This window comes from Bradyrhizobium pachyrhizi (assembly GCF_029714545.1).
Lineage (GTDB): Bacteria > Pseudomonadota > Alphaproteobacteria > Rhizobiales > Xanthobacteraceae > Bradyrhizobium > Bradyrhizobium pachyrhizi.
In genome coordinates, this window is sequence record NZ_CP121667.1 from 4,988,972 (window position 1) to 5,010,212 (window position 21,241).

Sequence of the window (21,241 nt, forward strand, 5' to 3'; positions counted from 1 at the left end):
GAAGACCTTCTCACTCCATCCAATAGTCGATGTCGGTCTGATTGGCATTGACGCCGGCCTTCGGCTCGGACGGCCCGTGGCTGCTAATGATGCCACGAATCCTGGCGAGGCTACCTGTGCCTCCAGTAATGACGCCCGATGTCATGTTTGTAAGCTTCCCGTCTCCACTGCTTTGGGCGACCAGAGATGTCCTGACAAAAAACTTGTCGCCATTCTCCAGTATCCAGACGTTGTAGATGAGGGCCGGACCATTGTTATCGATGTAGTCCGACATGCCGCGCGTCCACTGCTCCTTCAACTTCGACCCGTTGATCATGGGGGCATCGCCCCCATAGGTCCGCCGAATTTCGAAGAGCCGAGCTTGATGTCCCGGAATGTCGCCAACGTCGATGACGTGTTGTTGGGTGTATACCGTCTGAGTTGCCGGCGTATCATAGCTGACGTGGTGGTTTTGCTGCGCAATGGCCACCGGCGCGGTTAGAGCCATTGCGAGAGTGATCGTCATTCCAAGCGCGATATTGCGAAACATGCGTGACCTCTCATGCTGGAAACCAGCCAACCGCGAAGGAGTCGGCGGACGTTGCTTATTGAAGATGTCTCGATCAATCCGTCAGCGCTCGGCAGCGATCGAACTCCGCCAAAGCCAATCACTGCATTTCACCGAGACCCATAAATTAGACCGATCGTCTAATATTTGGCTGCGAGCGATTTCGCTAATCACTCTTTATTGACGCTTTGCCGGGACACGTTTCCTGCCGCGAAGGCAGCGTCTCGATGCTCGACGTCAACGGCGAAGGCGAGCGCCACGCGCGGATCGGGTATCAGGACGTCTACGGCACCTGACCTGCGGACGCGCGAGCTGCAGCGAGAGCGACGCGTGCCGCGAGCGTGACCGGGCATGGGCAGCGCGCCAGGCGCGGCAGCTCAATGCCGATTGCGAGGAGGAGATCGCGCGGCGGCACGGCGCCCGGTTTGTACTCCGCGGGTTGCAGGTTCGAATCCTGCCGGGATCACCACCCTCCCTCCTCGATGAAACCATTTTCCAGAAGCCGCGAAGCCGGCCGGAAACAAACCCGGCGTAGTGTCCCGGCATTGGACCAAGGGGATTAGGTCATGTGGGATTTCATCAACGAATTGTATCGGGATTTCTGCCTGGCTCGCCTGCAGGAGATGCGGAAGCTCGAGCATCATATCTGATCGGGCGGAGCATTGATGGCGATCCGCCGTTCTCGCGCCGCGGCTTGGATCACCCCCGACAATCGGACCTTCGCGGGCGCACAAGTAGCCAACACCAGTCCATCGCGGGACACGAGCCCCCGTATGATTACGGGGGCGTTCGAACCTTGGCGCCGGTTTTGCAGACACAAACATGACTGGGATTGCGGGCCCAGATTGGAACAGGCGCCGCCGGGACAATGCATTTCGAGCCCGGCGGCGTAATTTTTCGGGACAGGCTCACCGCCGTGATCCGAACGGCTCGGCGTTAGCGCCAGGACTGGTCCCTTGCTTCGCCCCGTTACTCTCCTGCCTAGAAATCAAGCACGCTCGTTCGACGGCGATAGATACACAATCGAGGTGTCAGCCGGCACGGCGATGAAAAAGGATCGCCGTTGCTTGATCGTCGTCTTCCTGGCCGATCGCTCGCGAACGTCGACCGTCGGCAGCAATCAAACCCATCTCTAAGGCTCTCTTAACCACAAACGAAGGCCGCTCGCGGGGAATGGGCCGATTGCACGCCGATCCGCGTTGTCCGGCACCATGCGTATGACAAGCCGTTCGATCGCCTCTGCTGTGTGTGGTGCGGCGGTTCTCGCTGCGCCGCTCGCAGCCGCCAATGCGCAGCAGGTGCAGGCCGGAACGCTTGAGTGTCGTGGTGGCCCCGATACCGGGTTCGTCGTGGGTCCGGTGACCAATCTCAATTGCGTGCTGCACGTCGACAGCTCGCCGGACAGTCGTTATGTCGCGGCCATCCGCAACCTCGGTGTTTTGATCGGAGATCAAGAAGTCGCCATGACCTGGAACGTGATGGCGCCCGTGCCGTGGCTAGGCAGCGACGATCTCGCCGGCGGCTACGCCCATGCCGACGGCGCCGGCGTCAACGTTCTCGCCGGCGGCACGAATACGCCGATCACGCTGCATCCGTTGAACGAGCAGAACGTCCCCTCAACGCCGCCCCTGAAAATCGAGAGCCTCGAGATTCGGCCGGTGGACCGCTGACCCTGAGCGCAGCCAGGCCATGGCCGGCGCGGCCGCCCAAATGCACAACGCCGTCCGCTTGAAATACATGCGGACGGCGCTGGCCCTAGCCCCAGGAAGGTGATGCAAAATCCTGACAGCTCCAAGTGTGCACACTTTGTGCCAGCGGCGCATGTCCCAAATTGGCTATCACGCGGCATGGCCCAAATGGGCCATTTGGAAACACAGAAACAAAGATAGGTTAGGCACCGAGGCGCCGGCGACGGTGCCTCACGACCAAAGTGTCTACTTGGCCTCAGCGTGGCCCACGCGCTGAGGCCTTTCTTTTTCGATGTTCGCCATGCGCCGTGAAATCACTCTCCGTTTTTATCATTCAGCGCACGAAACGATTCCGTAGTTCTCCGTGCGTGAACAAAGTTCCGGCGGCGATTGAGGGACTGATCGCTTTCCGTTCGTGCGATTGCAGGTTCCGCTTGCCCGTGAGCGCCGGCAGCGCGCTTCGCAATTCCTTAATCCAAGAATGCTTCGCTAGAAGATCGTGAGTGCGCGCGTCGGTCGTCGATATTTTTCAGGACCGCGATGGACGATTCCGAGATCGACTTTTTCTTCGATGAGGATTCGCGCGACCAAAACATCAAGCGATGAGGACACACAGCGCGCAGCGATCGCGCCGCGAGAGTCTCACTTTGGTTTGCTCGGCCGATGGGCCATTCCCATATACACCCCACCGGCCTTCAATTCCGCCAGCATCTGGTCGATCCGCTTGCGCTGTGTTGCAGTTCGCACGCTGCGGGCGATCCAGTGCAGATAGTCGTTGCGCCGATACGGCGGGCGCGCGTTGAAAGCCCGCATCAGTCCGGTCGCATCGAGCTCGCGGCGGATGCTCGCCGGCATCGCCGCGCGCGGTCGCTTCAGGGTCACTCCGCCCTCCAGTCGCCGGATCAGGACCCCCGCTTTGCTTCGACGTAACGCTTGAAGTTATCCAGGATCGCCTGCCAGCCGCCGCGTTGCTGCTCGACCGAATGGGTATCCTCGCTGTCGAAGCTGACCTGCACCTTGACGCCGCCGCTCTCCGGCGTGAATGCGACCTGCGCGCTGCGATCGCCGAACGAATATTCGAGCAGCCGGGGCTCCTCGACCCTGGTGTAGGTGCCGGCGAAATCGAACCCCATGCTGCCGTCCTTGGCTTCCATCCGCGACGAGAAGGCGCCGCCGGTGCGCAGGTCGACGGTCGCGGCGGTCGTGTGCCAATCGTCGGAAGCCGCGTTCCACTGCTTGATGTCGTCGGGCGTCGTGTAGGCGCGCCAGACATCCGCGATCGGCGCGGCAACGGTCGTTTCGACGGCAATCCTCATATCTATTCCCTCGTCGTGATGGGTGAAGCTGACGCGCCTCCCGGGCGGCGCCGGACCGCGGCCATTCTATTAGGGCCATCGACGCCTTCGTCAAATGGCAATGCCCGGGCCGCCGGGAACATGAGGAGATCCGGGACGCCATTCAACCAACCAAATGGTGCGTGGTCGTCACAAGAATTTCGTCAGGAATGACCGTGTATGGAAGACGGGTCCAATGCCCGGAGAGTGCGTCATGCGGAACCTGAACACCGTCCTGAGCAAGCTGAACGACCGCCTGCTGCGGCTGGAGGGCGAATTGTTCGTGCTGCGATCGATCGCGCGCGCCGCCCTCACCGCGGGCGATGAGTCCGCCGTCCGCACCCGCAAGCTGCTCGAAGGCGCAAGGCTCGCGCTCTCGGACGAAGCCGAGCGTCCGCTGGACGCCGCGACCGGCAAATACGTCGCGGCCGCGATCGCCATGGTCGAAGAGCTGCTCGAGAATCCGCGCGAGGCGGCCCCGCTGTTCAGGGTGATCGACGGCGGCAGGCGGGACGATTAGCGCACTTGCTTTGGGTCTAGCCGGCGCCCGCCACGGCCCTGTCATACGCCTCGATCGTCACCCTTGCCCTGATCGCAATATCCGCGGCCGTCATGCCCGGCTTGTAGAGGCTGCTGCCGAGACCGAAGGCGCGAATGCCCGCCTTCACATACTCGGCGAAATTCTGGTCCGAGACGCCGCCGACCGCGGCGATCATCACATCCGGCGGCAGCACGGCGCGGATCGCGGTGATGCCGGCGGCACCGAGCACGCTGGCCGGAAAGAATTTCAGGCTCGACGCCCCCGCGCGCACGGCGAGCAGCGCTTCCGTCGGCGAGAACACGCCGGGCATCGTGATCATCGCGTGGTCCCACGCACGCGCCAGCACCTCGACATCGACATTCGGCGACACCATGAGGCGGCCGCCGACGTCGTGCAGGCGATCGACGTCTGCTGCGGTCAGCACCGTGCCGGCGCCGATCAGAACATCGGCCGGCGCGCGCTTCGCCGCAATCTCGATCGAGCGGAACGGCTCGGGCGAGTTCAGCGGAATCTCGATCGCGGTCATGCCGGCGTCGAGCAGCGCGCTGACGATGCCCGGGACCTCGTCCGGCTTGACGCCGCGCAGGATCGCGACCAGCGGCCGCTTCATCGGCGGAAACGGAATACTCATGCGCTGATCCCTCACTTCTTCCAGATCGCCGCCGCTGCGCCGGCGAGGCCACGGCGAACCGCCTCCTCCGCATCGATGACATTGAGCGGAATCGAAAGGGCTTCGAGCGCCCTCTGATAGAGCCGCTGCAACCGGCCCGAGGCAATCAGCGTAACCGGCGCTCCCTGCTCCCGCTCCGCAAGGCCGGCCGCGAGCTCAACGCCGATCAGCGTGCCCGAGATCGTCTCGCGCGCGGCCTGTGCGCTGCCGCCGAACAGCAGCTGCCGCGACCGCACGCGAAACAGCAGATTGGCCGATAGCGCCGGAGCCGCGAATGCCGCCGCGACAGCCGCGCGGAACGCATCGCCATCAACCGCTTCCTCAGCGCCGACGACGGCATGCGACAGGATGGTGTCGCGCGCCACCGCGCTGAACAACTCTCCGGTCATGAAGGTCGCAAAGCGCTCGACCGTTCCGCCGCGGACCTTCACCCATTTGGAATGCGTTCCCGGCATGCAGACGAGAGCCTCGCCTGGCGCGTTCAAGCCGAGCGCACCCAGCAGCTGGGTCTCCTCGCCGCGCATGACGTCGGGCGCGGCGGCATCGCGCTGCGCGATCCCAGGCAGGATAAGGATCTCGCGCGCCTGCCCGCTGACCACGACGGCGCCGTTGAGGATGTCCGTCAGATGCGCCGGCGTATCGATATAGCCGGCCTCGACCCAGCCCTGCCGCGCGCCGGCCATGCCGCAAATCACGACCGGCAGGTCGGCCGCCGCGCCCAGCGCATCGAGATGCGATTGCAGCACGGCCGCAAAGCCGGTCCTGGCGGCCGCGGTCATGCCTTGATCGCTGCGGCGCTCACCGAGCACCTTGCCACTGGCGCTCATCAGCCAGAGCCGGAAGCTGCTGGTGCCCCAGTCGACCGCGACATAGGAAAGCCCGCTCATCGCGCCCCGTTCCACGCTCTCAGTGTCCGGCGCGCCGACGGCGCCGCTGCCCAGACGCGATAAAGGCGATCATCGCGCCACGCAAGGCGGCCCGCTGACGTGTCGCCACGAGGCCTCGCTGGCATCAGGTGCGCGGATCGATTACCGCGCGCCCTTCAGCGTGCAGGAGGTCGTGCAGGTGGTCACGTTGCCGCGGTCACATTTGATGCAGGCGTTGACGCACTGATCCATGACCTTGGGATTGTACTGACTGTAAAGATTGGCCGCACAGCTGTTGGTCGATCCCGTAACCTCCGGGTCGGACCAGCAACCGGACAGTAAAAATGCTGCGGCACTCAAAATGGCGACCTTGCGCATAAGGCCTCCTGCCACGCCGTATCCAAGTAACGTTGCAAGTAACCTTGATGGGTTAGGTTAAATTCCGGTTTCAATTGCGGCCTTATTCGGAAGCAGTATTGCTTATCCACCGGACATTTCCCCAAGGTCCGGGCCCACACCGGCAAGGCCGTCAGGCGACCCCGCCTGGCGGCTTTGTTGCCCAGCAATGCACAAGGAAACCAACAAGATGGCCCGAAAGCCGCGGTGGTCGTTCAAGGAGGACCGACGACTGATGGAACTGGCACGCTCCTCGAAGTCGCTGGAGGAGGTCGTGAAGGCGACCGGCCGCTCGCCGGAGCGGATCAAGAAGATGGCCATGCGCCTCGGCCTGTCGATCAAGCCGCGCGGTACCACCAAGAAATGACTTGAAATACGGCGCTAGAGTTCTGGCGGACAGTCGTCCTTCGCCCGCACCGGGATCGCCTTGACCTCGCCCTCCGGCTTGGCCTCAGCCTCGCGTTCCGCCTCGGTCCCCCGGGTGCAGGTGGTCAGCACGAAGGCAACCCGGCTGCATTGCCATTCCGGCCCGAGCGCCGCATTGGACACCGGCTCGGGCGACGCCAGCGTCAGGGATAGATACGCCACCAAAACGGCACCCGCCGCGCCTGCGGCAGCCAGCGCCGCGCCCTTTCCGGACCACAGCTTGGACATCATGGCCTTGGTTCCCGCCGATCTCCAGGAGTCGAGGCAGCCCGCCTGTCCGCGTGTGATCGGAATCACAACCGGGATCAAACAGTTCAGCCCGAGTCTTTGCGCTTGATGTGGGATCGATATTGCACTGCCGCAAGACGGCGTCAGCGCGTTGGCTCGATCACATTACAGTTGGTCCGGCCCGACATCAGGCAGTCCTGCATCTTGCTCGCCGCCGTCAGGTCATGCGCGAGCCAGAGGCCGACCGCGAGCATGACCGCTGCGACCAGCAGTCCGATCAGCGCGCCCCTTCTGCTGCCTCCGTCGTCGGATTCGCTCATGCCCGCTTCGGTTCCCGGTTGCCACGGTCCGCATCATGACCCTTTGCATGGTTGCGTGCGATCAATTCTGCAACAGTCGCACAACGAAATGCACGGCCGCGGCGGTCGGCACCGCAATTCCGTTGCGAGCCAGGGGCGACTCGCGAAAAACTACTCGCTGAAGTGGAGCGCGTGTGCGGGGCGTGCCGATGAGCGAACAAGAAGCGACGACGTACGACTATCAGCGTTACAGGCAGTTGCTCTCGGAGGCTGTCGATGAGAGCAGCAGGCAGCGGCTGATCAGCCTACTGATCGCCGAAAAGGCGCGCGACAGGCTGGAAGCCCAGCGCGCCTCGGACCGGAGCGCGATGACCGCCGAGACGGTCGCCAAAGTCCTGGGTAACGGACGACGCGAGCACCTCCAGCGCGGCTGAACTTTTCAACAGCCCTTGGTTCAACAGCCCTTGGTGACCAGCCACTCACCACGCGCCCGCGGAGCGCGAACGATGGCCGCTTGACGCTGGCTCATATCTCCCTTGCTCCACAGCCCTCCGTTCGCCACTGGCAATTTCGCCGCCATTCACTTATTGAAACGCCGAACCAACCCCATCCATCACCCGAACAGAAAGCAGCAAGGCTTCCTCTATGAGTGGCTTCAAGGAACCGGGTTTTGCCGACCGCCAGAAAGCGGCCCTGCAGGCGCGGCAAAACCTCCTCAACAAGTTTCGCGCCCAGCCGGGAGCCGACGATCCCGCTGTGAAGGCACGTGCCGAGGAGCGCGCGGCGATCGCCGACCGCCGCGCCAAGGCCAAGGAATCCCGTGAGGCCGAAAAGGCCGAGCAGAAGCGCCGCGAGGAAGAGGCCGCAGCCGCCGAGGCCGCGCGCATTGCGCGCGAGAAGGAAGAGGAAGCCGCCCGCGAGGAGGCGCTACTCGCCGAGCAGAAGGCCAAGCGCGATGCCCGCTACGCGGCACGCAAGGAGCGCGGCAAGAAGAAGCGCTAAAGGCACAACCAGGCCCGCCAGAGCGGCGGGCCTGCGCACAGCGGGCGATGACGGCACTCAGTTCTTCTTCATGCCGTCGTCTTTCTTCATCATCGCGCCGCCGTCCTTCTTCATGGCATCGTCCTTCTTCATCATGCCACCGTCCTTCTTCATGGCATCCTTGGACATCGAGTCTTCCTTCTTCATCGCGTCATCCTTGCCCATCTTGTCCTGAGCGAAGGCGGCGGGCGCCAGCGTCAGGCTGAACGAGAGCAGCGCGGCGGAAAGGCCGAGGCGGGTCTTGGTGGTCATGGTGATGATCCCTTGTGTGGTCGAATGTGAGCGCGACGACTTGCCGCTCTCTACTCGACGCACTTGCGCCGGCCGTCGTTACCTCCAATAACAAATTCTTGAAGCGGCCCGGCGCGATCACCGACGGATGGTCGCGCCACGGTTGAAAGCGACGCGGGCCGGCGCACGGCTGTGTGCGGCGCAGCAACGGCAAGGCTTGAACGTCAGGACTTGAATGTCAGGACTTTAATGTCAGGACTTGCAGCCGCGTATCGGCTCGCACTATCAGGGCGCCTCGAACTATCAGACTAGAGAATATTCACGCGAAGACCGGCTAAGCTAAAGCTCCGCGCCGGCCTAACAGCCACTCAAGAAGCTCTCAGGGGAGAACAATGCTCACACGCCGCCACGTCCTCGCTTCCGCCCTCGCCGCACCCGCCGTCCTGCGGATGGGCATCGGGACCGCGCATGCCGCGACCACGCTGAAAATCTCGCACCAGTTCCCCGGCGGCACCATCGACAAGGGCGACTTCCGCGACCGGCTGTGCAGGATGTTCGCGGCCGAGGTCGCCAAGCGCTCGGGCGGCGAGCTGACCGCCGAGGTCTACCCGAACTCGTCGCTGATCAAGACCAACGCGCAGTTCTCGGCGATGCGCAAGGGGGCGCTCGACCTCAGCCTGTATCCGATGCCCTATGCCGGCGGCGAATTGCCGGAGACCAATATCGGCCTGATGCCTGGCCTCGTCACCACCTACGATCAGGGCCTGCGCTGGAAAAAGGAGCCGGTCGGCAAGGCGCTGAGCGACTTCCTCGCCGACAAGGGCATTCTGCTGATCTCCTGGGTCTGGCAGGCCGGCGGTGTCGCCAGCCGCTCCAGGGCGATCGTGGCGCCTGAAGATGCCAAGGGCCTCAAGGTGCGCGGCGGCTCGCGCGAGATGGACATGGTGCTGCAGACCGCCGGCGCCGCCGTGCTGTCGGTGCCGTCCAACGAACTTTACGCCGCGATGCAGACCGGCGCCTGCGACGCCGGCATCACCTCCTCCACCAGCCTGATCTCGTTCCGCCTCGAGGAGGTCGCGAAGTCGCTGACCTCGGGCGCCGGCGCCTCCTACTGGTTCATGCTGGAGCCGCTGATGATGTCGAAGGCGATCTTCGACAAGCTGCCGAAGAACCAGCAGGACATCATCCTCGCCGTCGGCACCGAGCTCGAGGCGTTCGGCCGCAAGGGGGCGCAGGACGACGATACCGAAGTCGCCAAGGTCTACGAGAAGGCCGGCGCCAAGGTCAGCGCGCTCGATGCAACCATCGTCGGCAAATGGCGCGACATCGCGCGCGACACCGCGTGGAAGGACTATGGCGCCAAGACCGCCACCGCCGCCAACCTGCTGAAGCTCGCAAGCGACGTCGCCGCATGATGCATGGTCCGGTCACGGATCAGGCCGAAACCGCAAGCAGCGCCGCGGGCAACACGCCCGTGGCCTTGCTTGGGCGCGCGCTGTCGATCTGCAATAACATCATCGTGGTGTTCGCTTCGCTCGCCCTGGTCGCGGCCTGCGTGATCCTGAGCTACAGCGTGCTCGGCCGCGCCCTGTTCCACAGCCCGAACTACTGGCAGGACGAGGCGGCCGTCTTCCTCCTGGTCGGCGCCACCTTCATGACCTCGGCCTATGTGCAGAGCCAGCGCGGCCATGTCAGCATCGAGGCGTTCGTCGGGCTGCTCTCGGCGCGCGCCAACGCCATCAGGCTGTGGCTGGTCGATGTCGCGAGCTTCGCGTTCTGCGCCTTCTTCGCCTGGAAGTCCTGGACCCTGGCGCATGAAGCCTATGTCGACGGCCAGGTGTCCAACTCGATGTGGTCGCCGCCGCTCGCCATCCCCTACGTGCTGATGGCGTTGGGCATGACGCTGCTCTGCGTGCAGATCCTCCTGCAAATCATCATTCCGCTGACGGGTGGCGCGCGCCGATGACCGTGTTTGGTATTGGTATCTCCTACGGACTTGCCACCCTGTTTGCGATGTTCTCCGGCATGCCGATCGCGTTCGCGCTCGGTGCCGTCGCGGTCGTGTTCATGGCGATCTACATGCCGGCCGCCTCGCTCGATACGGTGACGCAGAACGTCTACGAGGAGATGGCCTCGATCACGCTGCTGTCGATCCCGCTGTTCATCCTGAAGGGCGCCGCGATCGGCAAATCGCGCGCCGGCCAGGATCTCTATTCGGCGCTGCACGCCTGGCTGCACCGCGTGCCCGGCGGCCTCGGCGTCGCCAATGTGTTCGCCTGCGCCCTGTTCGCGGCGATGGCCGGCTCCTCGCCGGCGACCTGCTCGGCGATCGGTTCGGCCGGCATCCCGGAGATGCGCAAGCGCGGCTATTCCGGCGGCTTTGCCGCGGGGATCATCGCCGCCGGCGGCACGCTCGGCATCCTGCTGCCGCCCTCGATCACGATGATCCTGTTCGCCGTCGCAGCCGAGAAATCGCTGGGACGGCTGTTTCTCGCCGGCATCGGCCCCGGCCTGCTGCTGGTGACGCTGTTCGGCCTCTACGCCGTGTTCCGCTTCCGCAAGGAATACGCCATGGCCCGCGCCGTCTATGACGCGACCGGCAAGGATGCGGCGATCCTGCAGCATGACGAATTCACCATGGCCGAGCGCTTCAGCGCGCTGCCGCGCGTGATCCCGTTCGTGCTGCTGCTGACCGGCGTGATGATCGCGCTGTACGGCGGCTACGCCACGCCATCGGAAACCGCCGGCCTCGGCGGCCTCCTGGCGCTCGGCTTGATCGCCGTGATCTACAGCGTGTGGACGCCCAGCGACTTGTCGCCGATCCTGAAATCGACCATCCGCGAGTCCACCATGCTGATGCTGATCATCGGCATGTCACTGCTCTATTCCTATGTGATGAGCTATCTGCACATCTCGCAGTCGGCGGCGGAAGCGATCGTCGCCATGCACCTGCCGCGCTGGGAGCTATTATTTTCGATCCTCGTGATGGTAATCGTGCTCGGCTTCTTCCTGCCGCCGGTCTCGATCATCCTGATGACCGCGCCGATCATCCTGCCGCCGCTGCGCGCGGCCGAGTTCGACATCATCTGGTTCGGCGTCGTCATGACCATCGTGATGGAGATGGGCCTGATCCATCCGCCGGTCGGGCTCAACATCTTCGTCATCCGCAACGTCGCGCCCGACATTCCCTTGAGCGAGGTGATCTGGGGCACGCTGCCGTTCGTGCTGCTGATGATGTTCGCAGTGCTGTTGCTCTGCTTCTTTCCGGAGATCTCGACCTGGCTGCCGAATCTAATCATGGGGCCAGACGGCGGGCGCTAGACCGTTTTCGCGCAGAGGGGACGCGGCAAGACCGGAGTTTCAGGCGGCCTCCTGATCGCGTTCCGCGAGCGCCTTCTCGATCCGGCGGACCAGCACCGCCGTCGGATGCCCCTCGCGCTGCAGCCGGCGTAGCTCGTTCCACAGCCTGATGATTTCGCGGTCTCGCTCGGCGTCCATGGCGGCACTCCCCCGGAGCGCGCCAATATGAACGAAACAAGAACGAAATTCAAGTCACCGAGATGCCGTCAAGCCGCGGTCGCTCGTGCAAGGAACCAGCACGACGCGGCACGATTGGTTCCTTCATGAAAATGGCCAAGGCAATTCGCAAGCAGGCGCAGACCGCGGAGCGGGTTGCATTGACGACGGCCGACGCAATTGTCGCCAACCAGATGCGCTCCCTCGCCCGCGCCTTCAGGAGCCAGGCCGACATCCTGAAGAAGAAAGAGAAGAAAAAGAAGAGGTGAGACGCGCCTGCGGTCGCGGCTCAGGGATAGCCATCACCCGGCGTGTCGACCTCGACCACATCGATCCGCGACGTGGACCTGCCCTTGCGTAGCTCTTCGTAGGACGTTTCCGCGCTCAGGCAGAACAGCATCCTGCGGTCCGCGCCACCGAGCGCGCAGGCAAGCGCGCGGCGGCCGGGCATCTTGATGCGCTCACATTCCACACCGGTGCGATCGATCCGGACAAAAGCATCTTCAGTGAAAGACGCGACCCAGGTCGCCCCGTCGGCATCGAGGCAGATGCCGTCGGGATCGTTGATGCTGCCGAACCGCCCGCGCAGGCTCAGGCCGCCGTCCGGCGCGATGTCGTAATCGGCGAGACCTGCGCCGTCCATTTCGGCAACGACGAGCCTGAGATGGTCGGAGGAGACGGCAATGCCGTTGGGAAAGCGCAAGCCTTCCGCTACGACGCGCGCACTGCCGTCGGGCGTCACGAGGATGATGCGACCGACGGCACCGCGGCGCTCCGGCGGCGGCAGGTTGAAGCCGAGATCGCCGACATAGGCGCGTCCCTGCCCGTCGACGATCATGTCGTCGATCGTGCCGGTCGCGACCTCGGAGAGATCCGCATAGAGCGACAGCGCTCCATCGGAAAACCGCAGCAGCCGCTTCCTGAACATCGTCAGCACAACGATGTCGCCATCAGGCAGTACGCCGAGCCCGCACGGCGTGTCGTCGGTCAGCGCAGCATGCTCCTGCAACTCGCCCGACGGGCTGATGCTCAGAAGCGTCCGCGCCATGCAATCGACGAACCAGAGCCGCCCGCGATGCCAGCGCGGGCCTTCGAAATAGCGGCCGCCGTCGAGGATGGTTCTGAGGCGAGCGGTCATGGCGCACCGGCCGGCGAAAAGTGACGTGGCAGTGACATCGGCAGCCCCACGCTTGCTCGCTATGACGATACAACTCACGCGGAACCGGTCAAAGCACAGTGCTGCCTGTCCGTTTTCACCCACGAAAATCCCGGTTCCCGCGGGTTCCACACGCCATATTCCATATTTCGCCGCGTTTTCCCTGTTGAGTTGCAGCTGCATTAAGACTCGAGAATCGAGGGTAGTGATAATCTGCGGCGGTTGTGCCGCCGTATGACGCGTTCTGTTGTGCCTCATGGTTTCTCAGGGGGGACCAGGGAATGAACCGTTGCCTACGTCCGCTGGCGTGCTTCGCCACCGCCGCCGCGCTCGCGCTGCTTCCGGTCCAGGCGACCGCCAAGCCCCATCATCAGCACCAGGCCAAGAGCGGCCACGGGGACAAGAAGGCGCATGGCGCCAAGGCCGCGCGCGAGAGTGCCTCCGGCAAGCGGCGGCACGCCAGACATGGCGCCGATAAACGAAAATCCGCAAAGGCCAAATCCGCTCCTTTCAAATCCGCTGAGAAGGCGCCCGAGCCGGAGAAATCCGCCGGGCCGCAATTGTCGGGCGATCTCGCCACGATCAGGGACGCGATCCTTGCCGCGCGCAGAGGCAGGACCAGCGACGCGACCGATATCCAGGCCAGAATCACCGACCCGGTCGGGCGAAAACTCGTCGAGTGGTATCTGCTGCGCCACTCGGAATCGAGTGCGCCATTCAGCCGCTACGCGGCATTCGTGACGGCCAATCCGGATTGGCCGAGCGTCACGCTGCTGCGCAAGCGCGCCGAAGCGCGGATCTGGCAGGAGCGCAGCGATCCGGCCACGGTGCACGGCTTCACCCTCGATCAGCCGATCAGCGCAAAGGGCAAGTTCGCGCTCGCCCGCACGCTGCTGGCCGAAGGCGACCGCGACGGCGCCACCCGGCTGGTGCGCGAAGCCTGGCGCTCGGAGGAACTGTCCGATCGCACCGAGAGCGACGCCTATGATGCCTTCAAGGACCTGCTGACGCGGGACGACCATCGCGCGCGCATGGACAAGCGGATCGGCGCCAAGGATCTCGCCGGCGCGAAGCGCGCGGCACAGCGGCTCGGCAGCGACGATCTGGCGATCGTGAAAGCCTGCGGCGCGGTCCGCGGACAATCCAGCAAGGCAGAGGACACACTCAACGATGTGCCGGCCGATGCCCGCCGCGATCTCGGCTACACGCTGTGCCGAATTCAGTGGCTGCTTGCGAAGAACAAGGTCGACGAAGCCGCGCGCGTGACGATCGCGGCTGAGCCCGAGACGATGGCGCAGCAGGACACCGACCAGTGGTGGCGCGAGCGCCGCATCCTCTCCCGCAAGCTGCTCGACCAGGGCGAGTACCAGGCGGCCTATGACGTGATCCGGCCCGCGGCGGCGCCGGACAATCCTTATTACCGCTCCGACATGCACTTCATGCGCGGCTGGATCGCGCTGCGTTATCTCAACGACGCCAAGACCGCCGCGGCGCACTTCGCGCATATCGACGAGGGCCAGACCAATCCGACCGTGCTGGCGCGCGCCGCCTATTGGCGTGGTCGCGCCGCCGAGGCACTCGGCAATTCCGCGGCGATGCGGGCCGACTACCAAGCCGCCGCGCGCTACCCGACGGCCTATTACGGTCAGCTCGCGCTGGCCAGGCTCGGCCGTGATGGTGGCGTCGAGCTGCGCGCGCCCTCGCCGGCGGCCAGCGCCGGCAGCATGGCGGCCGACGAGCGGGTCCGCGCCGCCGATATGCTCTATGCGATCGGCGAGCCCGACGTCGTGCTCTATTTCGTAGCCGACCTCGCCGAGGAAAGCACCGATGTCGGAATGCTCGAGGCGCTCGGCGAGCTGACCGGCCGCCGCAACGATGCCCGCGCCATGCTGCAGATCGGCAAGATCGCACTCGCGCGCGGCTTTGCCTTCGACCATTACGCCTTCCCGGTGATCGGCATTCCCAAGCACACGCCGATCGCGCCCGATATCGGGCGCAGCATGACCTACTCGATCGCGCGGACCGAAAGCGCGTTCGACCAGCGCGACAAGTCGGCGGCCAACGCCGTCGGCCTGATGCAGGTGACGCCGGAAGCCGGTCGTGACACCGCCAAGCGCTTCGGCGTCAGCTATGACTGGAGCCGGATGGTGTCCGATCCCGTCTACAACACCCAGATGGGCGCAGCCGAGCTCAGCGCTTTGCTGTCGGAATATCGCAACTGCCACATCATGACCTTTGCCGGCTACAACGCCGGCCGCGGCCGCGTCCGCGACTGGATCAAGGCCTATGGCGACCCGCGCGATCCCAAGGTCGATCCGGTCGACTGGGTAGAGCGGATCCCGATCTCCGAGACGCGCAACTACGTCCAGCGCGTGATGGAGAATTTCGCGGTCTACCAGGCGCGGTTCGAGGATGCCGGCACGGCGGTGGCCAAGAACGGCGAGCGCGCCGTGACGCAGGAGAGCAACGCGGCGCCGGCTGAGGCAATGCCGTCGCAGTAAGACGCTGTCGTCCCGGCGAAGGCCGGGACCCATAGCCACCGCGTTTGATTGTGATCGGGAACGTGGCCCCAGCGTCGCGCCGCAACCGACATTTGGGGTAATGGGTCCCGGCCTTCGCCGGGACGACGTTGCGCCTTCAATCCACCTTCACATTGGCCGCCTTGATCATCGGCCACCACTTCGCGATTTCCGCCTTCTGCCAGGCGCCGAGCGCTTCCGGCGTGAGCTGATCCTTCGGCGGCATCTGCAAGCCGAGGTTTTCGAGCTGCTTCTGCACAGCCGGATCGGCCATCGCCTCGACCGCAGCGGCGTTGAGCTTGGCCACGATCTCCTTCGGGGTACCCTTTGGCACCCAGAGGCCAGACCACAGCGTCATGTGGAAGCCCGGCAGGCCGGCCTCGTCGACCGTCGGGACGTCGGGCGCATTCGCGACCCGCTTGGAATCGGTGACCGCATAGGCGCGGATATTGCCGGCGCGGACCTGGTTGATCGAGTTCGAGGTCTGGTCGACGATGATGTCGATCTGACCGGCGACGAGGTCGTTCAGCGCCGGGCCGGTGCCGCGATACGGCACATATTGCAGCTTGATGCCGGAGACGTTCTCGAAATAGAGCCCGGCGATATGGCTGCCGCTGCCGGCGCCGGCTGTGCCCGCGGTTGGCGGCGCCGGCCGCGACTTCAGCCACTCGAGCAATTCCTTCAGCGATTTCGCCGGCACCGCGTTCTTGCTGACGATGATCATCGGGTTGCTCGGCAGCAGCACCACCGGCTCGAGATCGGTGACGAGGTCGTAGCCGAGCTTGTAGATCGCGCCATTCGCGACATGGGTGCCGAGATGGCCGAACGAGATGGTGTAGCCGTCGGGCGCCGAGCGCACCGCACGGCCGACGCCGATCGAGCCGCCCGCACCGGTCACGTTCTCGATCAGCAACACCTCGCCCAGCGACTGCTTCATGCGCTCGCCGAGGATGCGTGCCATCGCATCCGAGGGGCCGCCGGCAGCAAACGGCACCACGATGGTGATCGGGTGCGCGGGATAGGTTTCCGCGGAAGCGGTCCCCGTTAACGCCAACATCGCCAACACGGCCAGAACCAGCTTCCGCATCACGCTCTCCCTCAATTTTCTTGTTTCCAATTATTTTTGAAGGGCCACCTCTCGACAAGATGGCCCTTCGGATGAGGCGTCAGAACTGCGAGAAGTCGATCGGCTTGTGCCGGTCGAGCGTGCGGGTGATCGGCGGCAGCGGGTATTTCAGGCCGCTGGCGCAGTTGAACAGCATCACGCGGTCCGTCTTGCTGACGCGGCCGTCGGCGAGGCTCTCCTTGTAGGCGGCATAGGTCGCGGCGCCCTCGGGGCACAGCAACAGACCCTCCTCGCGCGCGACCTCGTTGAGGGCGGCGCTGATCTTGTCGTCGTCGACGGCGATCGCAAAGCCCTTGCTCTCGCGCACCGCGCGCAGGATGAGGAAGTCGCCGATCGCCTGCGGCACGCGGATGCCCGAAGCGATGGTGTGGGCGTCCTCCCAGCGCGCGGCGTGCTCGGTGCCGGCCTCATAGGCCCGCACCATCGGCGCGCAGCCGGAGGCCTGCACCGCGACCATGCGCGGGCGCTTGCTTCCGATGAAGCCGATCTTCTCGAGCTCGTCGAACGCCTTCCACATGCCGATCAGGCCGGTGCCGCCGCCGGTCGGATAGAAGATCACGTCGGGCACGTCCCAGCCGAGCTGCTCGGCGAGTTCGAGCCCCATCGTCTTCTTGCCCTCGATCCGGTACGGCTCCTTCAGGGTCGAGGTGTCGAACCAGCCGACCTTCGCCTTGCCCTCGCCGACGATCTTGCCGCAGTCGTCGATATAGCCGTTGACGCGATACACGGTGGCGCCCTGCAGCTCGATCTCGCTGACATTCACCTCCGGCGTGTCCGCCGGGCAGAAGATCGTGGTCTTGATGCCGCAGGAGGTCGCGTAGGCCGCCAGCGCCGCGCCGGCATTACCGTTGGTCGGCATCGCCATGTGCTTGATTCCGAGCGCCTTGCCCATCGACACCGCCATCACCAGGCCGCGTGCCTTGAACGAGCCGGTCGGCAGCCGCCCCTCGTCCTTGACGATGATCTCGCCGCCGCCAAGCTTTGCGCCGAGCCGCGGCAGCCGGATCAGCGGCGTCGTGACCTCGCCGAGGCTGACGATATCCTTGCATTTACGCACCGGCAGCAGCTCGCGGTAGCGCCACAGATCGGCGGGCCGCTCGGCCAGCGCATCCTTGGTGAGCGCCTTCTTCACCCCGGCGAGATCATAGCGCACCAGCAGCGGCTTGCCGGCCTTGGAGAGGTTGTGCACCTGGTCCGCGGGATAGTGATCGCCCTCCATCGCGCATTCGAGATGGGTGACAAAGGTCGGGCGTTCGATGGTGAGGTTGTCGTTGTCTTTCACTGGCTCTGTTCTTTCTCAGGCTTCTTGCGTCAACGGCTCCTTCCGCTCGTCATCGCCGGCCTTGACCCGGCGATCCATCTGCAAAAAAGCTTTCGCTTGATGGATGCGCGGGTCAAGCCCGCGCATGACGAGCTGAATTCGGCCACTCAGATATTCAGCACGCGCCCATAGGCGTCGAGCACCGCTTCCTTCATCATTTCCGACAAGGTCGGATGCGGGAATACGGTGTGCATCAGTTCCTCTTCCGTGGTCTCCAGATTCATCGCCACCACATAGCCCTGGATCAACTCGGTGACCTCAGCGCCGATCATGTGCGCGCCGAGCAGCTGGCCGGTCTTCTTGTCGAACACCACCTTGACGAGGCCCTGATCCTCGCCGAGCGCGATCGCTTTGCCGTTGCCGACGAACGGGAAGCGGCCGACGCGGATCTCGCGGCCGCCTTCCTTGGCCTTGGCTTCAGTCAAACCGACCGAGGCGACCTGCGGATTGCAGTAGGTGCAGCCCGGGATCATCAGCTTGTCCATCGGATGCGGATGCAGGCCCTTGATCGCTTCGATGCAGATCACGCCCTCATGCTCGGCTTTGTGCGCGAGCATCGGCGGCCCCGCGACGTCGCCGATCGCATAGATGCCCGGAACGTTGGTCTTGCCGAGGCCGTCGATCACGATGCAGCCGCGGTCGGTTTTGACGCCAAGCTTCTCCAGCCCGAGATTCTCGATATTGCCGACCACCCCGACCGCCGAGATCACCCGCTCGAACTCGACCGCCTGCGCCTTCTCCTTGCCGTCGTCGATGGTCGCGACCACGCTATCGGCCTTCTTCTCGAGTTTTGTCACCTTGGTCGAGGTGAGAATCTTGATACCCATCTTCTCGAAGCGTTTGCGCGCAAGCCCGGCAATCTCCGCGTCCTCGACCGGCAGAATCTGCGGCAGCACCTCGACCACGGTGACGTCGGCACCCATGGTGTGGAAGAACGAGGCGAACTCGATGCCGATCGCGCCGGAGCCGACCACCAGCAGCGATTTCGGCATCCGCTCCGGCACCATCGCCTCGAAATAGGTCCAGATCAGCTTCTTGTCGGGCTCGAGCCCGGGCAGCACGCGCGGCCGCGCGCCGGTCGCGATGATGATGTGCTTGGCCTGATAGGTGCCCTCGCCGCTGGCGCCCTTCGGCGCCTCGGCCGCCGACTTCTTCACCGTGATCTTGCCGGGCGCGTCGATCGTGGCCTCGCCCCAGATCACCGTGACCTTGTTCTTCTTCATCAGGAAGCCGACGCCGTCATTGAGGCGCTTCGAGACGCCGCGCGAGCGCTGCACCACGGCCTTCGGATCGAACGAGACGTTGTCGGCAGACAGCCCGTAATCCTTGGCGTGCTGCATGTAGTGATAGATCTCGGCGGAGCGCAGCAGCGCCTTGGTCGGGATGCAGCCCCAGTTCAGGCAGATGCCGCCGAGATAGGATTTCTCGACGATCGCGGTCTTGAAACCGAGCTGCGCCGCGCGGATCGCGGTCACGTAGCCGCCGGGGCCGGAGCCGATGATGATGACGTCAAAGGATGTGTCGGCCATGGCGGCTCCCGTTCAACTCAACGTGTGACGCCGCGGGCGCGGCTTCTTGCGATCAATGACCTGACCAGCCATTCGAGCCCGATCACCAGGGCCATGATGGCCAGGGCCGTCAGCACGATCGGCTGGGCGATGTTCCGCGCCAGCTGTTCGCCGGCGAAGAACGCGGAGTGCAGAAAATCGAACCCGACCGGATTGCAGACCAGCGCGGCCGACAGCAACAGCGAGATCCAGGGCCAGCGCGTGCGAGCCGTGCCGGCCATTCATCCGTACTCCCGCCATACCGCACCGAGGAACACGGACCACGCCAGCGCCAGCACCGCGGCGCCGATCATCATGATCCTGAACTGGATCGTCGATATCAGGTCGCGGTTGACCGCGACCAGCAACGCGACGGCGACGGCGGCGAGCAGGACGTACGGACCGACGATCGCGTACATGGCGGATGCCCGTCACACCATCATCATCACGGGGTTTTCGATCAGCTGCTTGAAGGCGCCGATCAGTTCGGCGCCGAGCGCGCCGTCGATCGCACGGTGATCGCATGACAGGGTCACGCTCATCATGTGCGCGATCTCGATCTTGCCGCCGCGCACCACCGGACGTTCCTCCGAGGTGCCGACCGCGAGGATCGAGGCATGCGGCGGGTTGATCACGGCGGTGAAGTGGTTGATGCCGTACATGCCGAGGTTGGAGACCGCGGTGGTGCCGCCCTGATATTCCTCCGGCTTCAGCTTGCGGGCGCGGGCACGCGCGGCGAAATCCTTCATCTCGTTGGAGATGGTCGAGAGCGTCTTGGTCTCGGCCTTGCGGATGATCGGCGTGATCAGGCCGCCCGGCATCGCCACCGCGACGCCGACGTCGGAATGCTTGTGCTTGAGCATGCCGCCTTCGGTCCAGCTGACGTTGCAGTTCGGAATCTTCTGCAGCGCGACCGCCATCGCCTTGATGACGAAGTCGTTGACCGAGATCTTGTAGAGCGGCTTCTTCTCCTTGTCCTTCGGCGCTGCGGCGTTGATCTCCTCGCGCGCGGCGAGCAGCTTGCCGATGTCGCAGTCGATGGTGAGGTAGAAGTGCGGGACGTTCTGCACCGAGGCGGTGAGACGCTGCGCGATGGTGCGGCGCATGCCGTCATGCGGCACCACTTCGTAGGAGCCCGGCTCGAACAGCGCGAGGATCTGCTTGTCCGACATCGACGGCGCGATGCTCGGTCCCGCGGCGGGCGCGGCCGCCGGCGCCTTCAGGCCCTTGCCGGACTTCGCCTCGTCGACGTCGCGCGCGATGACGCGGCCATGCGGGCCGGTGCCGGTGATGCGGGCGAGATCGATGCCGGCTTCCTTTGCCAGCCGGCGCGCCAGAGGCGATGAGAAGACCCGGGCGTGGCCATTGGCCTGCGCGGCCGGTGCAGCGGCCTGCGGCGCCGCTGTGGCCGGCTTCGGCGCGGGCGCCGCCGCCGGTGCGGGAGCCGCCACCGGCGCGGCCTGTGCGGCGGGCTTCGGCGCTTCGGCGGGTTTCGCCGCCGGTGCGGCGCCCGCTCCGGCGCTGGCCGCCGCCTTCACATCCTCGCCGTCGCCGGCCATGACCGCGATGACATCGTTGACCGGCACGTCCTGCGTGCCCTCCGGCACCAGGATCTTGGCGATCGTGCCTTCGTCGACCGCCTCGACTTCCATCGTCGCCTTGTCGGTCTCGATCTCCGCGATCACGTCGCCGGACTTGACCTTGTCGCCCTCTTTCTTGAGCCACTTGGCGAGGTTGCCCTTTTCCATCGTCGGCGACAGCGCGGGCATGAGAATATTGATCGGCATTG

The 21,241-nt window shown here is 64.7% G+C and carries 27 protein-coding genes; 10 read left to right on the plus strand and 17 right to left on the minus strand.

The window, feature by feature from the left end:
* Positions 1–10 precede the first annotated feature (10 nt).
* Entirely contained in the window at positions 11–529 is a 519-nt protein-coding gene (locus QA639_RS23385; RefSeq protein ID WP_283087489.1) for a hypothetical protein, read from the minus strand.
* Positions 530–1,746: 1,217 nt separating this feature from the next.
* Here QA639_RS23385 and QA639_RS23390 point away from each other — a divergent pair.
* On the plus strand, positions 1,747–2,217 hold the full coding sequence (locus tag QA639_RS23390) for a DUF992 domain-containing protein (RefSeq protein WP_283087490.1): 471 nt from the start codon (positions 1,747–1,749) through the stop codon (positions 2,215–2,217).
* 660 nt (positions 2,218–2,877) lie between these two features.
* On the opposite strand, the gene QA639_RS23395 is transcribed toward QA639_RS23390, so the two are convergent.
* Together QA639_RS23395 and QA639_RS23400 are read right to left on the minus strand one after the other, a co-directional pair.
* The gene (locus tag QA639_RS23395; protein WP_283087491.1) at positions 2,878–3,117 is read right to left on the minus strand and encodes a YdeI/OmpD-associated family protein; all 240 of its coding nucleotides are present in this window, start codon (positions 3,115–3,117) and stop codon (positions 2,878–2,880) included.
* 20 nt (positions 3,118–3,137) lie between these two features.
* Positions 3,138–3,551, minus strand: coding sequence for an SRPBCC family protein (locus tag QA639_RS23400; RefSeq protein WP_283087492.1), 414 nt, complete (start codon positions 3,549–3,551; stop codon positions 3,138–3,140).
* Between the two features lie 232 nt (positions 3,552–3,783).
* Between QA639_RS23400 and QA639_RS23405 the strand changes: the two genes are divergently transcribed.
* Complete coding sequence (locus QA639_RS23405; protein WP_057016599.1) at positions 3,784–4,089, plus strand: hypothetical protein; 306 nt, start codon at positions 3,784–3,786, stop codon at positions 4,087–4,089.
* A gap of 16 nt (positions 4,090–4,105) precedes the next feature.
* Here QA639_RS23405 and QA639_RS23410 read toward each other — a convergent pair whose 3' ends face one another.
* The 3 genes from QA639_RS23410 to QA639_RS23420 all read right to left on the minus strand — a co-directional run bounded on the left by QA639_RS23410 (position 4,106) and on the right by QA639_RS23420 (position 6,024).
* Positions 4,106–4,741 carry a 2-dehydro-3-deoxy-6-phosphogalactonate aldolase gene (locus tag QA639_RS23410; protein WP_283087493.1) on the minus strand — a complete coding sequence of 212 codons (636 nt, stop codon included), beginning with the start codon at positions 4,739–4,741 and terminating at the stop codon, positions 4,106–4,108.
* A gap of 11 nt (positions 4,742–4,752) precedes the next feature.
* Positions 4,753–5,667 (minus strand): 2-dehydro-3-deoxygalactonokinase, encoded by a 915-nt coding sequence (locus QA639_RS23415; protein WP_283087494.1) that lies wholly within the window; start codon positions 5,665–5,667, stop codon positions 4,753–4,755.
* A 141-nt stretch (positions 5,668–5,808) separates the two neighbouring features.
* The gene (locus QA639_RS23420; protein ID WP_026192800.1) at positions 5,809–6,024 is read right to left on the minus strand and encodes a hypothetical protein; all 216 of its coding nucleotides are present in this window, start codon (positions 6,022–6,024) and stop codon (positions 5,809–5,811) included.
* A 208-nt stretch (positions 6,025–6,232) separates the two neighbouring features.
* Between QA639_RS23420 and QA639_RS23425 the strand changes: the two genes are divergently transcribed.
* Positions 6,233–6,409, plus strand: coding sequence for a hypothetical protein (locus tag QA639_RS23425; RefSeq protein ID WP_167350394.1), 177 nt, complete (start codon positions 6,233–6,235; stop codon positions 6,407–6,409).
* 14 nt (positions 6,410–6,423) lie between these two features.
* Here QA639_RS23425 and QA639_RS23430 read toward each other — a convergent pair whose 3' ends face one another.
* Together QA639_RS23430 and QA639_RS23435 are read right to left on the minus strand one after the other, a co-directional pair.
* Complete coding sequence (locus QA639_RS23430) at positions 6,424–6,699, minus strand: hypothetical protein (RefSeq protein WP_050384538.1); 276 nt, start codon at positions 6,697–6,699, stop codon at positions 6,424–6,426.
* Positions 6,700–6,839: 140 nt separating this feature from the next.
* Complete coding sequence (locus QA639_RS23435; protein ID WP_283087495.1) at positions 6,840–7,016, minus strand: hypothetical protein; 177 nt, start codon at positions 7,014–7,016, stop codon at positions 6,840–6,842.
* Positions 7,017–7,204: 188 nt separating this feature from the next.
* Between QA639_RS23435 and QA639_RS23440 the strand changes: the two genes are divergently transcribed.
* Both QA639_RS23440 and QA639_RS23445 read left to right on the plus strand, forming a co-directional pair.
* Complete coding sequence (locus QA639_RS23440; protein WP_028331884.1) at positions 7,205–7,429, plus strand: hypothetical protein; 225 nt, start codon at positions 7,205–7,207, stop codon at positions 7,427–7,429.
* A gap of 211 nt (positions 7,430–7,640) precedes the next feature.
* Positions 7,641–7,997, plus strand: a complete 357-nt coding sequence (locus tag QA639_RS23445; protein ID WP_050384537.1) for a DUF6481 family protein — start codon at positions 7,641–7,643, stop codon at positions 7,995–7,997.
* A 57-nt stretch (positions 7,998–8,054) separates the two neighbouring features.
* On the opposite strand, the gene QA639_RS23450 is transcribed toward QA639_RS23445, so the two are convergent.
* Positions 8,055–8,288: a pentapeptide MXKDX repeat protein gene (locus tag QA639_RS23450; protein ID WP_428841060.1), complete on the minus strand. Its 234-nt coding sequence runs from the start codon at positions 8,286–8,288 to the stop codon at positions 8,055–8,057.
* Positions 8,289–8,659: 371 nt separating this feature from the next.
* On the opposite strand from QA639_RS23450, the gene dctP reads away from it, so the two are divergent.
* The 3 genes from dctP to QA639_RS23465 are packed head-to-tail and all read left to right on the plus strand — an operon-like array spanning position 8,660 to position 11,588.
* Positions 8,660–9,682, plus strand: coding sequence for a TRAP transporter substrate-binding protein DctP (gene dctP / locus QA639_RS23455; RefSeq protein WP_057016540.1), 1,023 nt, complete (start codon positions 8,660–8,662; stop codon positions 9,680–9,682).
* The gene (locus QA639_RS23460) at positions 9,679–10,233 is read left to right on the plus strand and encodes a TRAP transporter small permease (RefSeq protein WP_028334072.1); all 555 of its coding nucleotides are present in this window, start codon (positions 9,679–9,681) and stop codon (positions 10,231–10,233) included. Before dctP ends, QA639_RS23460 begins: the two co-directional genes overlap by 4 nt.
* Positions 10,230–11,588, plus strand: a complete 1,359-nt coding sequence (locus QA639_RS23465; RefSeq protein WP_028334071.1) for a TRAP transporter large permease — start codon at positions 10,230–10,232, stop codon at positions 11,586–11,588. Before QA639_RS23460 ends, QA639_RS23465 begins: the two co-directional genes overlap by 4 nt.
* A 39-nt stretch (positions 11,589–11,627) precedes the next feature.
* Here the strand turns inward: QA639_RS23465 and QA639_RS23470 are convergent, their stop codons facing one another.
* A complete protein-coding gene (locus QA639_RS23470) occupies positions 11,628–11,765 on the minus strand; it encodes a hypothetical protein (RefSeq protein WP_283087496.1) in 138 nt (45 codons plus the stop codon).
* Between the two features lie 62 nt (positions 11,766–11,827).
* Between QA639_RS23470 and QA639_RS23475 the strand changes: the two genes are divergently transcribed.
* Complete coding sequence (locus QA639_RS23475) at positions 11,828–12,052, plus strand: hypothetical protein (protein WP_283087497.1); 225 nt, start codon at positions 11,828–11,830, stop codon at positions 12,050–12,052.
* A 20-nt stretch (positions 12,053–12,072) separates the two neighbouring features.
* Here the strand turns inward: QA639_RS23475 and QA639_RS23480 are convergent, their stop codons facing one another.
* On the minus strand, positions 12,073–13,197 hold the full coding sequence (locus QA639_RS23480) for an SMP-30/gluconolactonase/LRE family protein (protein ID WP_283087498.1): 1,125 nt from the start codon (positions 13,195–13,197) through the stop codon (positions 12,073–12,075).
* Positions 13,198–13,220: 23 nt separating this feature from the next.
* On the opposite strand from QA639_RS23480, the gene QA639_RS23485 reads away from it, so the two are divergent.
* Complete coding sequence (locus QA639_RS23485; RefSeq protein ID WP_283087499.1) at positions 13,221–15,440, plus strand: lytic transglycosylase domain-containing protein; 2,220 nt, start codon at positions 13,221–13,223, stop codon at positions 15,438–15,440.
* A 136-nt stretch (positions 15,441–15,576) separates the two neighbouring features.
* Here QA639_RS23485 and QA639_RS23490 read toward each other — a convergent pair whose 3' ends face one another.
* The 6 genes from QA639_RS23490 to QA639_RS23515 all read right to left on the minus strand — a co-directional run bounded on the left by QA639_RS23490 (position 15,577) and on the right by QA639_RS23515 (position 21,239).
* On the minus strand, positions 15,577–16,545 hold the full coding sequence (locus QA639_RS23490; RefSeq protein WP_283087500.1) for a tripartite tricarboxylate transporter substrate binding protein BugD: 969 nt from the start codon (positions 16,543–16,545) through the stop codon (positions 15,577–15,579).
* A gap of 79 nt (positions 16,546–16,624) precedes the next feature.
* The gene (locus QA639_RS23495) at positions 16,625–17,866 is read right to left on the minus strand and encodes a threonine synthase (RefSeq protein ID WP_028334068.1); all 1,242 of its coding nucleotides are present in this window, start codon (positions 17,864–17,866) and stop codon (positions 16,625–16,627) included.
* 146 nt (positions 17,867–18,012) lie between these two features.
* The gene (gene lpdA, locus QA639_RS23500; RefSeq protein WP_283087501.1) at positions 18,013–19,434 is read right to left on the minus strand and encodes a dihydrolipoyl dehydrogenase; all 1,422 of its coding nucleotides are present in this window, start codon (positions 19,432–19,434) and stop codon (positions 18,013–18,015) included.
* Positions 19,435–19,451: 17 nt separating this feature from the next.
* Positions 19,452–19,694 carry a hypothetical protein gene (locus QA639_RS23505; RefSeq protein ID WP_028334066.1) on the minus strand — a complete coding sequence of 81 codons (243 nt, stop codon included), beginning with the start codon at positions 19,692–19,694 and terminating at the stop codon, positions 19,452–19,454.
* Positions 19,695–19,871 (minus strand): hypothetical protein, encoded by a 177-nt coding sequence (locus tag QA639_RS23510; RefSeq protein WP_198400081.1) that lies wholly within the window; start codon positions 19,869–19,871, stop codon positions 19,695–19,697.
* A 12-nt stretch (positions 19,872–19,883) separates the two neighbouring features.
* A complete protein-coding gene (locus QA639_RS23515; protein WP_157341215.1) occupies positions 19,884–21,239 on the minus strand; it encodes a pyruvate dehydrogenase complex dihydrolipoamide acetyltransferase in 1,356 nt (451 codons plus the stop codon).
* Between the last annotated feature and the right edge of the window lie 2 nt (positions 21,240–21,241).

What these genes read in the sequence shown, in the direction of transcription:
- QA639_RS23385 (WP_283087489.1), bottom strand. Translation starts at nt 529, where the DNA reads ATGTTTCGCAATATCGCGCTTGGAATGACGATCACTCTCGCAATGGCT.
- QA639_RS23400 (WP_283087492.1), bottom strand. Translation starts at nt 3,551, where the DNA reads ATGAGGATTGCCGTCGAAACGACCGTTGCCGCGCCGATCGCGGATGTC.
- QA639_RS23405 (WP_057016599.1), top strand. Translation starts at nt 3,784, where the DNA reads ATGCGGAACCTGAACACCGTCCTGAGCAAGCTGAACGACCGCCTGCTG.
- QA639_RS23410 (WP_283087493.1), bottom strand. Translation starts at nt 4,741, where the DNA reads ATGAGTATTCCGTTTCCGCCGATGAAGCGGCCGCTGGTCGCGATCCTG.
- QA639_RS23415 (WP_283087494.1), bottom strand. Translation starts at nt 5,667, where the DNA reads ATGAGCGGGCTTTCCTATGTCGCGGTCGACTGGGGCACCAGCAGCTTC.
- QA639_RS23420 (WP_026192800.1), bottom strand. Translation starts at nt 6,024, where the DNA reads ATGCGCAAGGTCGCCATTTTGAGTGCCGCAGCATTTTTACTGTCCGGT.
- QA639_RS23425 (WP_167350394.1), top strand. Translation starts at nt 6,233, where the DNA reads ATGGCCCGAAAGCCGCGGTGGTCGTTCAAGGAGGACCGACGACTGATG.
- QA639_RS23430 (WP_050384538.1), bottom strand. Translation starts at nt 6,699, where the DNA reads ATGATGTCCAAGCTGTGGTCCGGAAAGGGCGCGGCGCTGGCTGCCGCA.
- QA639_RS23435 (WP_283087495.1), bottom strand. Translation starts at nt 7,016, where the DNA reads ATGAGCGAATCCGACGACGGAGGCAGCAGAAGGGGCGCGCTGATCGGA.
- QA639_RS23440 (WP_028331884.1), top strand. Translation starts at nt 7,205, where the DNA reads ATGAGCGAACAAGAAGCGACGACGTACGACTATCAGCGTTACAGGCAG.
- QA639_RS23445 (WP_050384537.1), top strand. Translation starts at nt 7,641, where the DNA reads ATGAGTGGCTTCAAGGAACCGGGTTTTGCCGACCGCCAGAAAGCGGCC.
- QA639_RS23450 (WP_428841060.1), bottom strand. Translation starts at nt 8,288, where the DNA reads ATGACCACCAAGACCCGCCTCGGCCTTTCCGCCGCGCTGCTCTCGTTC.
- dctP (WP_057016540.1), top strand. Translation starts at nt 8,660, where the DNA reads ATGCTCACACGCCGCCACGTCCTCGCTTCCGCCCTCGCCGCACCCGCC.
- QA639_RS23460 (WP_028334072.1), top strand. Translation starts at nt 9,679, where the DNA reads ATGATGCATGGTCCGGTCACGGATCAGGCCGAAACCGCAAGCAGCGCC.
- QA639_RS23465 (WP_028334071.1), top strand. Translation starts at nt 10,230, where the DNA reads ATGACCGTGTTTGGTATTGGTATCTCCTACGGACTTGCCACCCTGTTT.
- QA639_RS23470 (WP_283087496.1), bottom strand. Translation starts at nt 11,765, where the DNA reads ATGGACGCCGAGCGAGACCGCGAAATCATCAGGCTGTGGAACGAGCTA.
- QA639_RS23475 (WP_283087497.1), top strand. Translation starts at nt 11,828, where the DNA reads ATGCCGTCAAGCCGCGGTCGCTCGTGCAAGGAACCAGCACGACGCGGC.
- QA639_RS23480 (WP_283087498.1), bottom strand. Translation starts at nt 13,197, where the DNA reads ATGAGGCACAACAGAACGCGTCATACGGCGGCACAACCGCCGCAGATT.
- QA639_RS23485 (WP_283087499.1), top strand. Translation starts at nt 13,221, where the DNA reads ATGAACCGTTGCCTACGTCCGCTGGCGTGCTTCGCCACCGCCGCCGCG.
- QA639_RS23490 (WP_283087500.1), bottom strand. Translation starts at nt 16,545, where the DNA reads ATGCGGAAGCTGGTTCTGGCCGTGTTGGCGATGTTGGCGTTAACGGGG.
- lpdA (WP_283087501.1), bottom strand. Translation starts at nt 19,434, where the DNA reads ATGGCCGACACATCCTTTGACGTCATCATCATCGGCTCCGGCCCCGGC.
- QA639_RS23505 (WP_028334066.1), bottom strand. Translation starts at nt 19,694, where the DNA reads ATGGCCGGCACGGCTCGCACGCGCTGGCCCTGGATCTCGCTGTTGCTG.
- QA639_RS23510 (WP_198400081.1), bottom strand. Translation starts at nt 19,871, where the DNA reads ATGTACGCGATCGTCGGTCCGTACGTCCTGCTCGCCGCCGTCGCCGTC.
- QA639_RS23515 (WP_157341215.1), bottom strand. Translation starts at nt 21,239, where the DNA reads ATGCCGATCAATATTCTCATGCCCGCGCTGTCGCCGACGATGGAAAAG.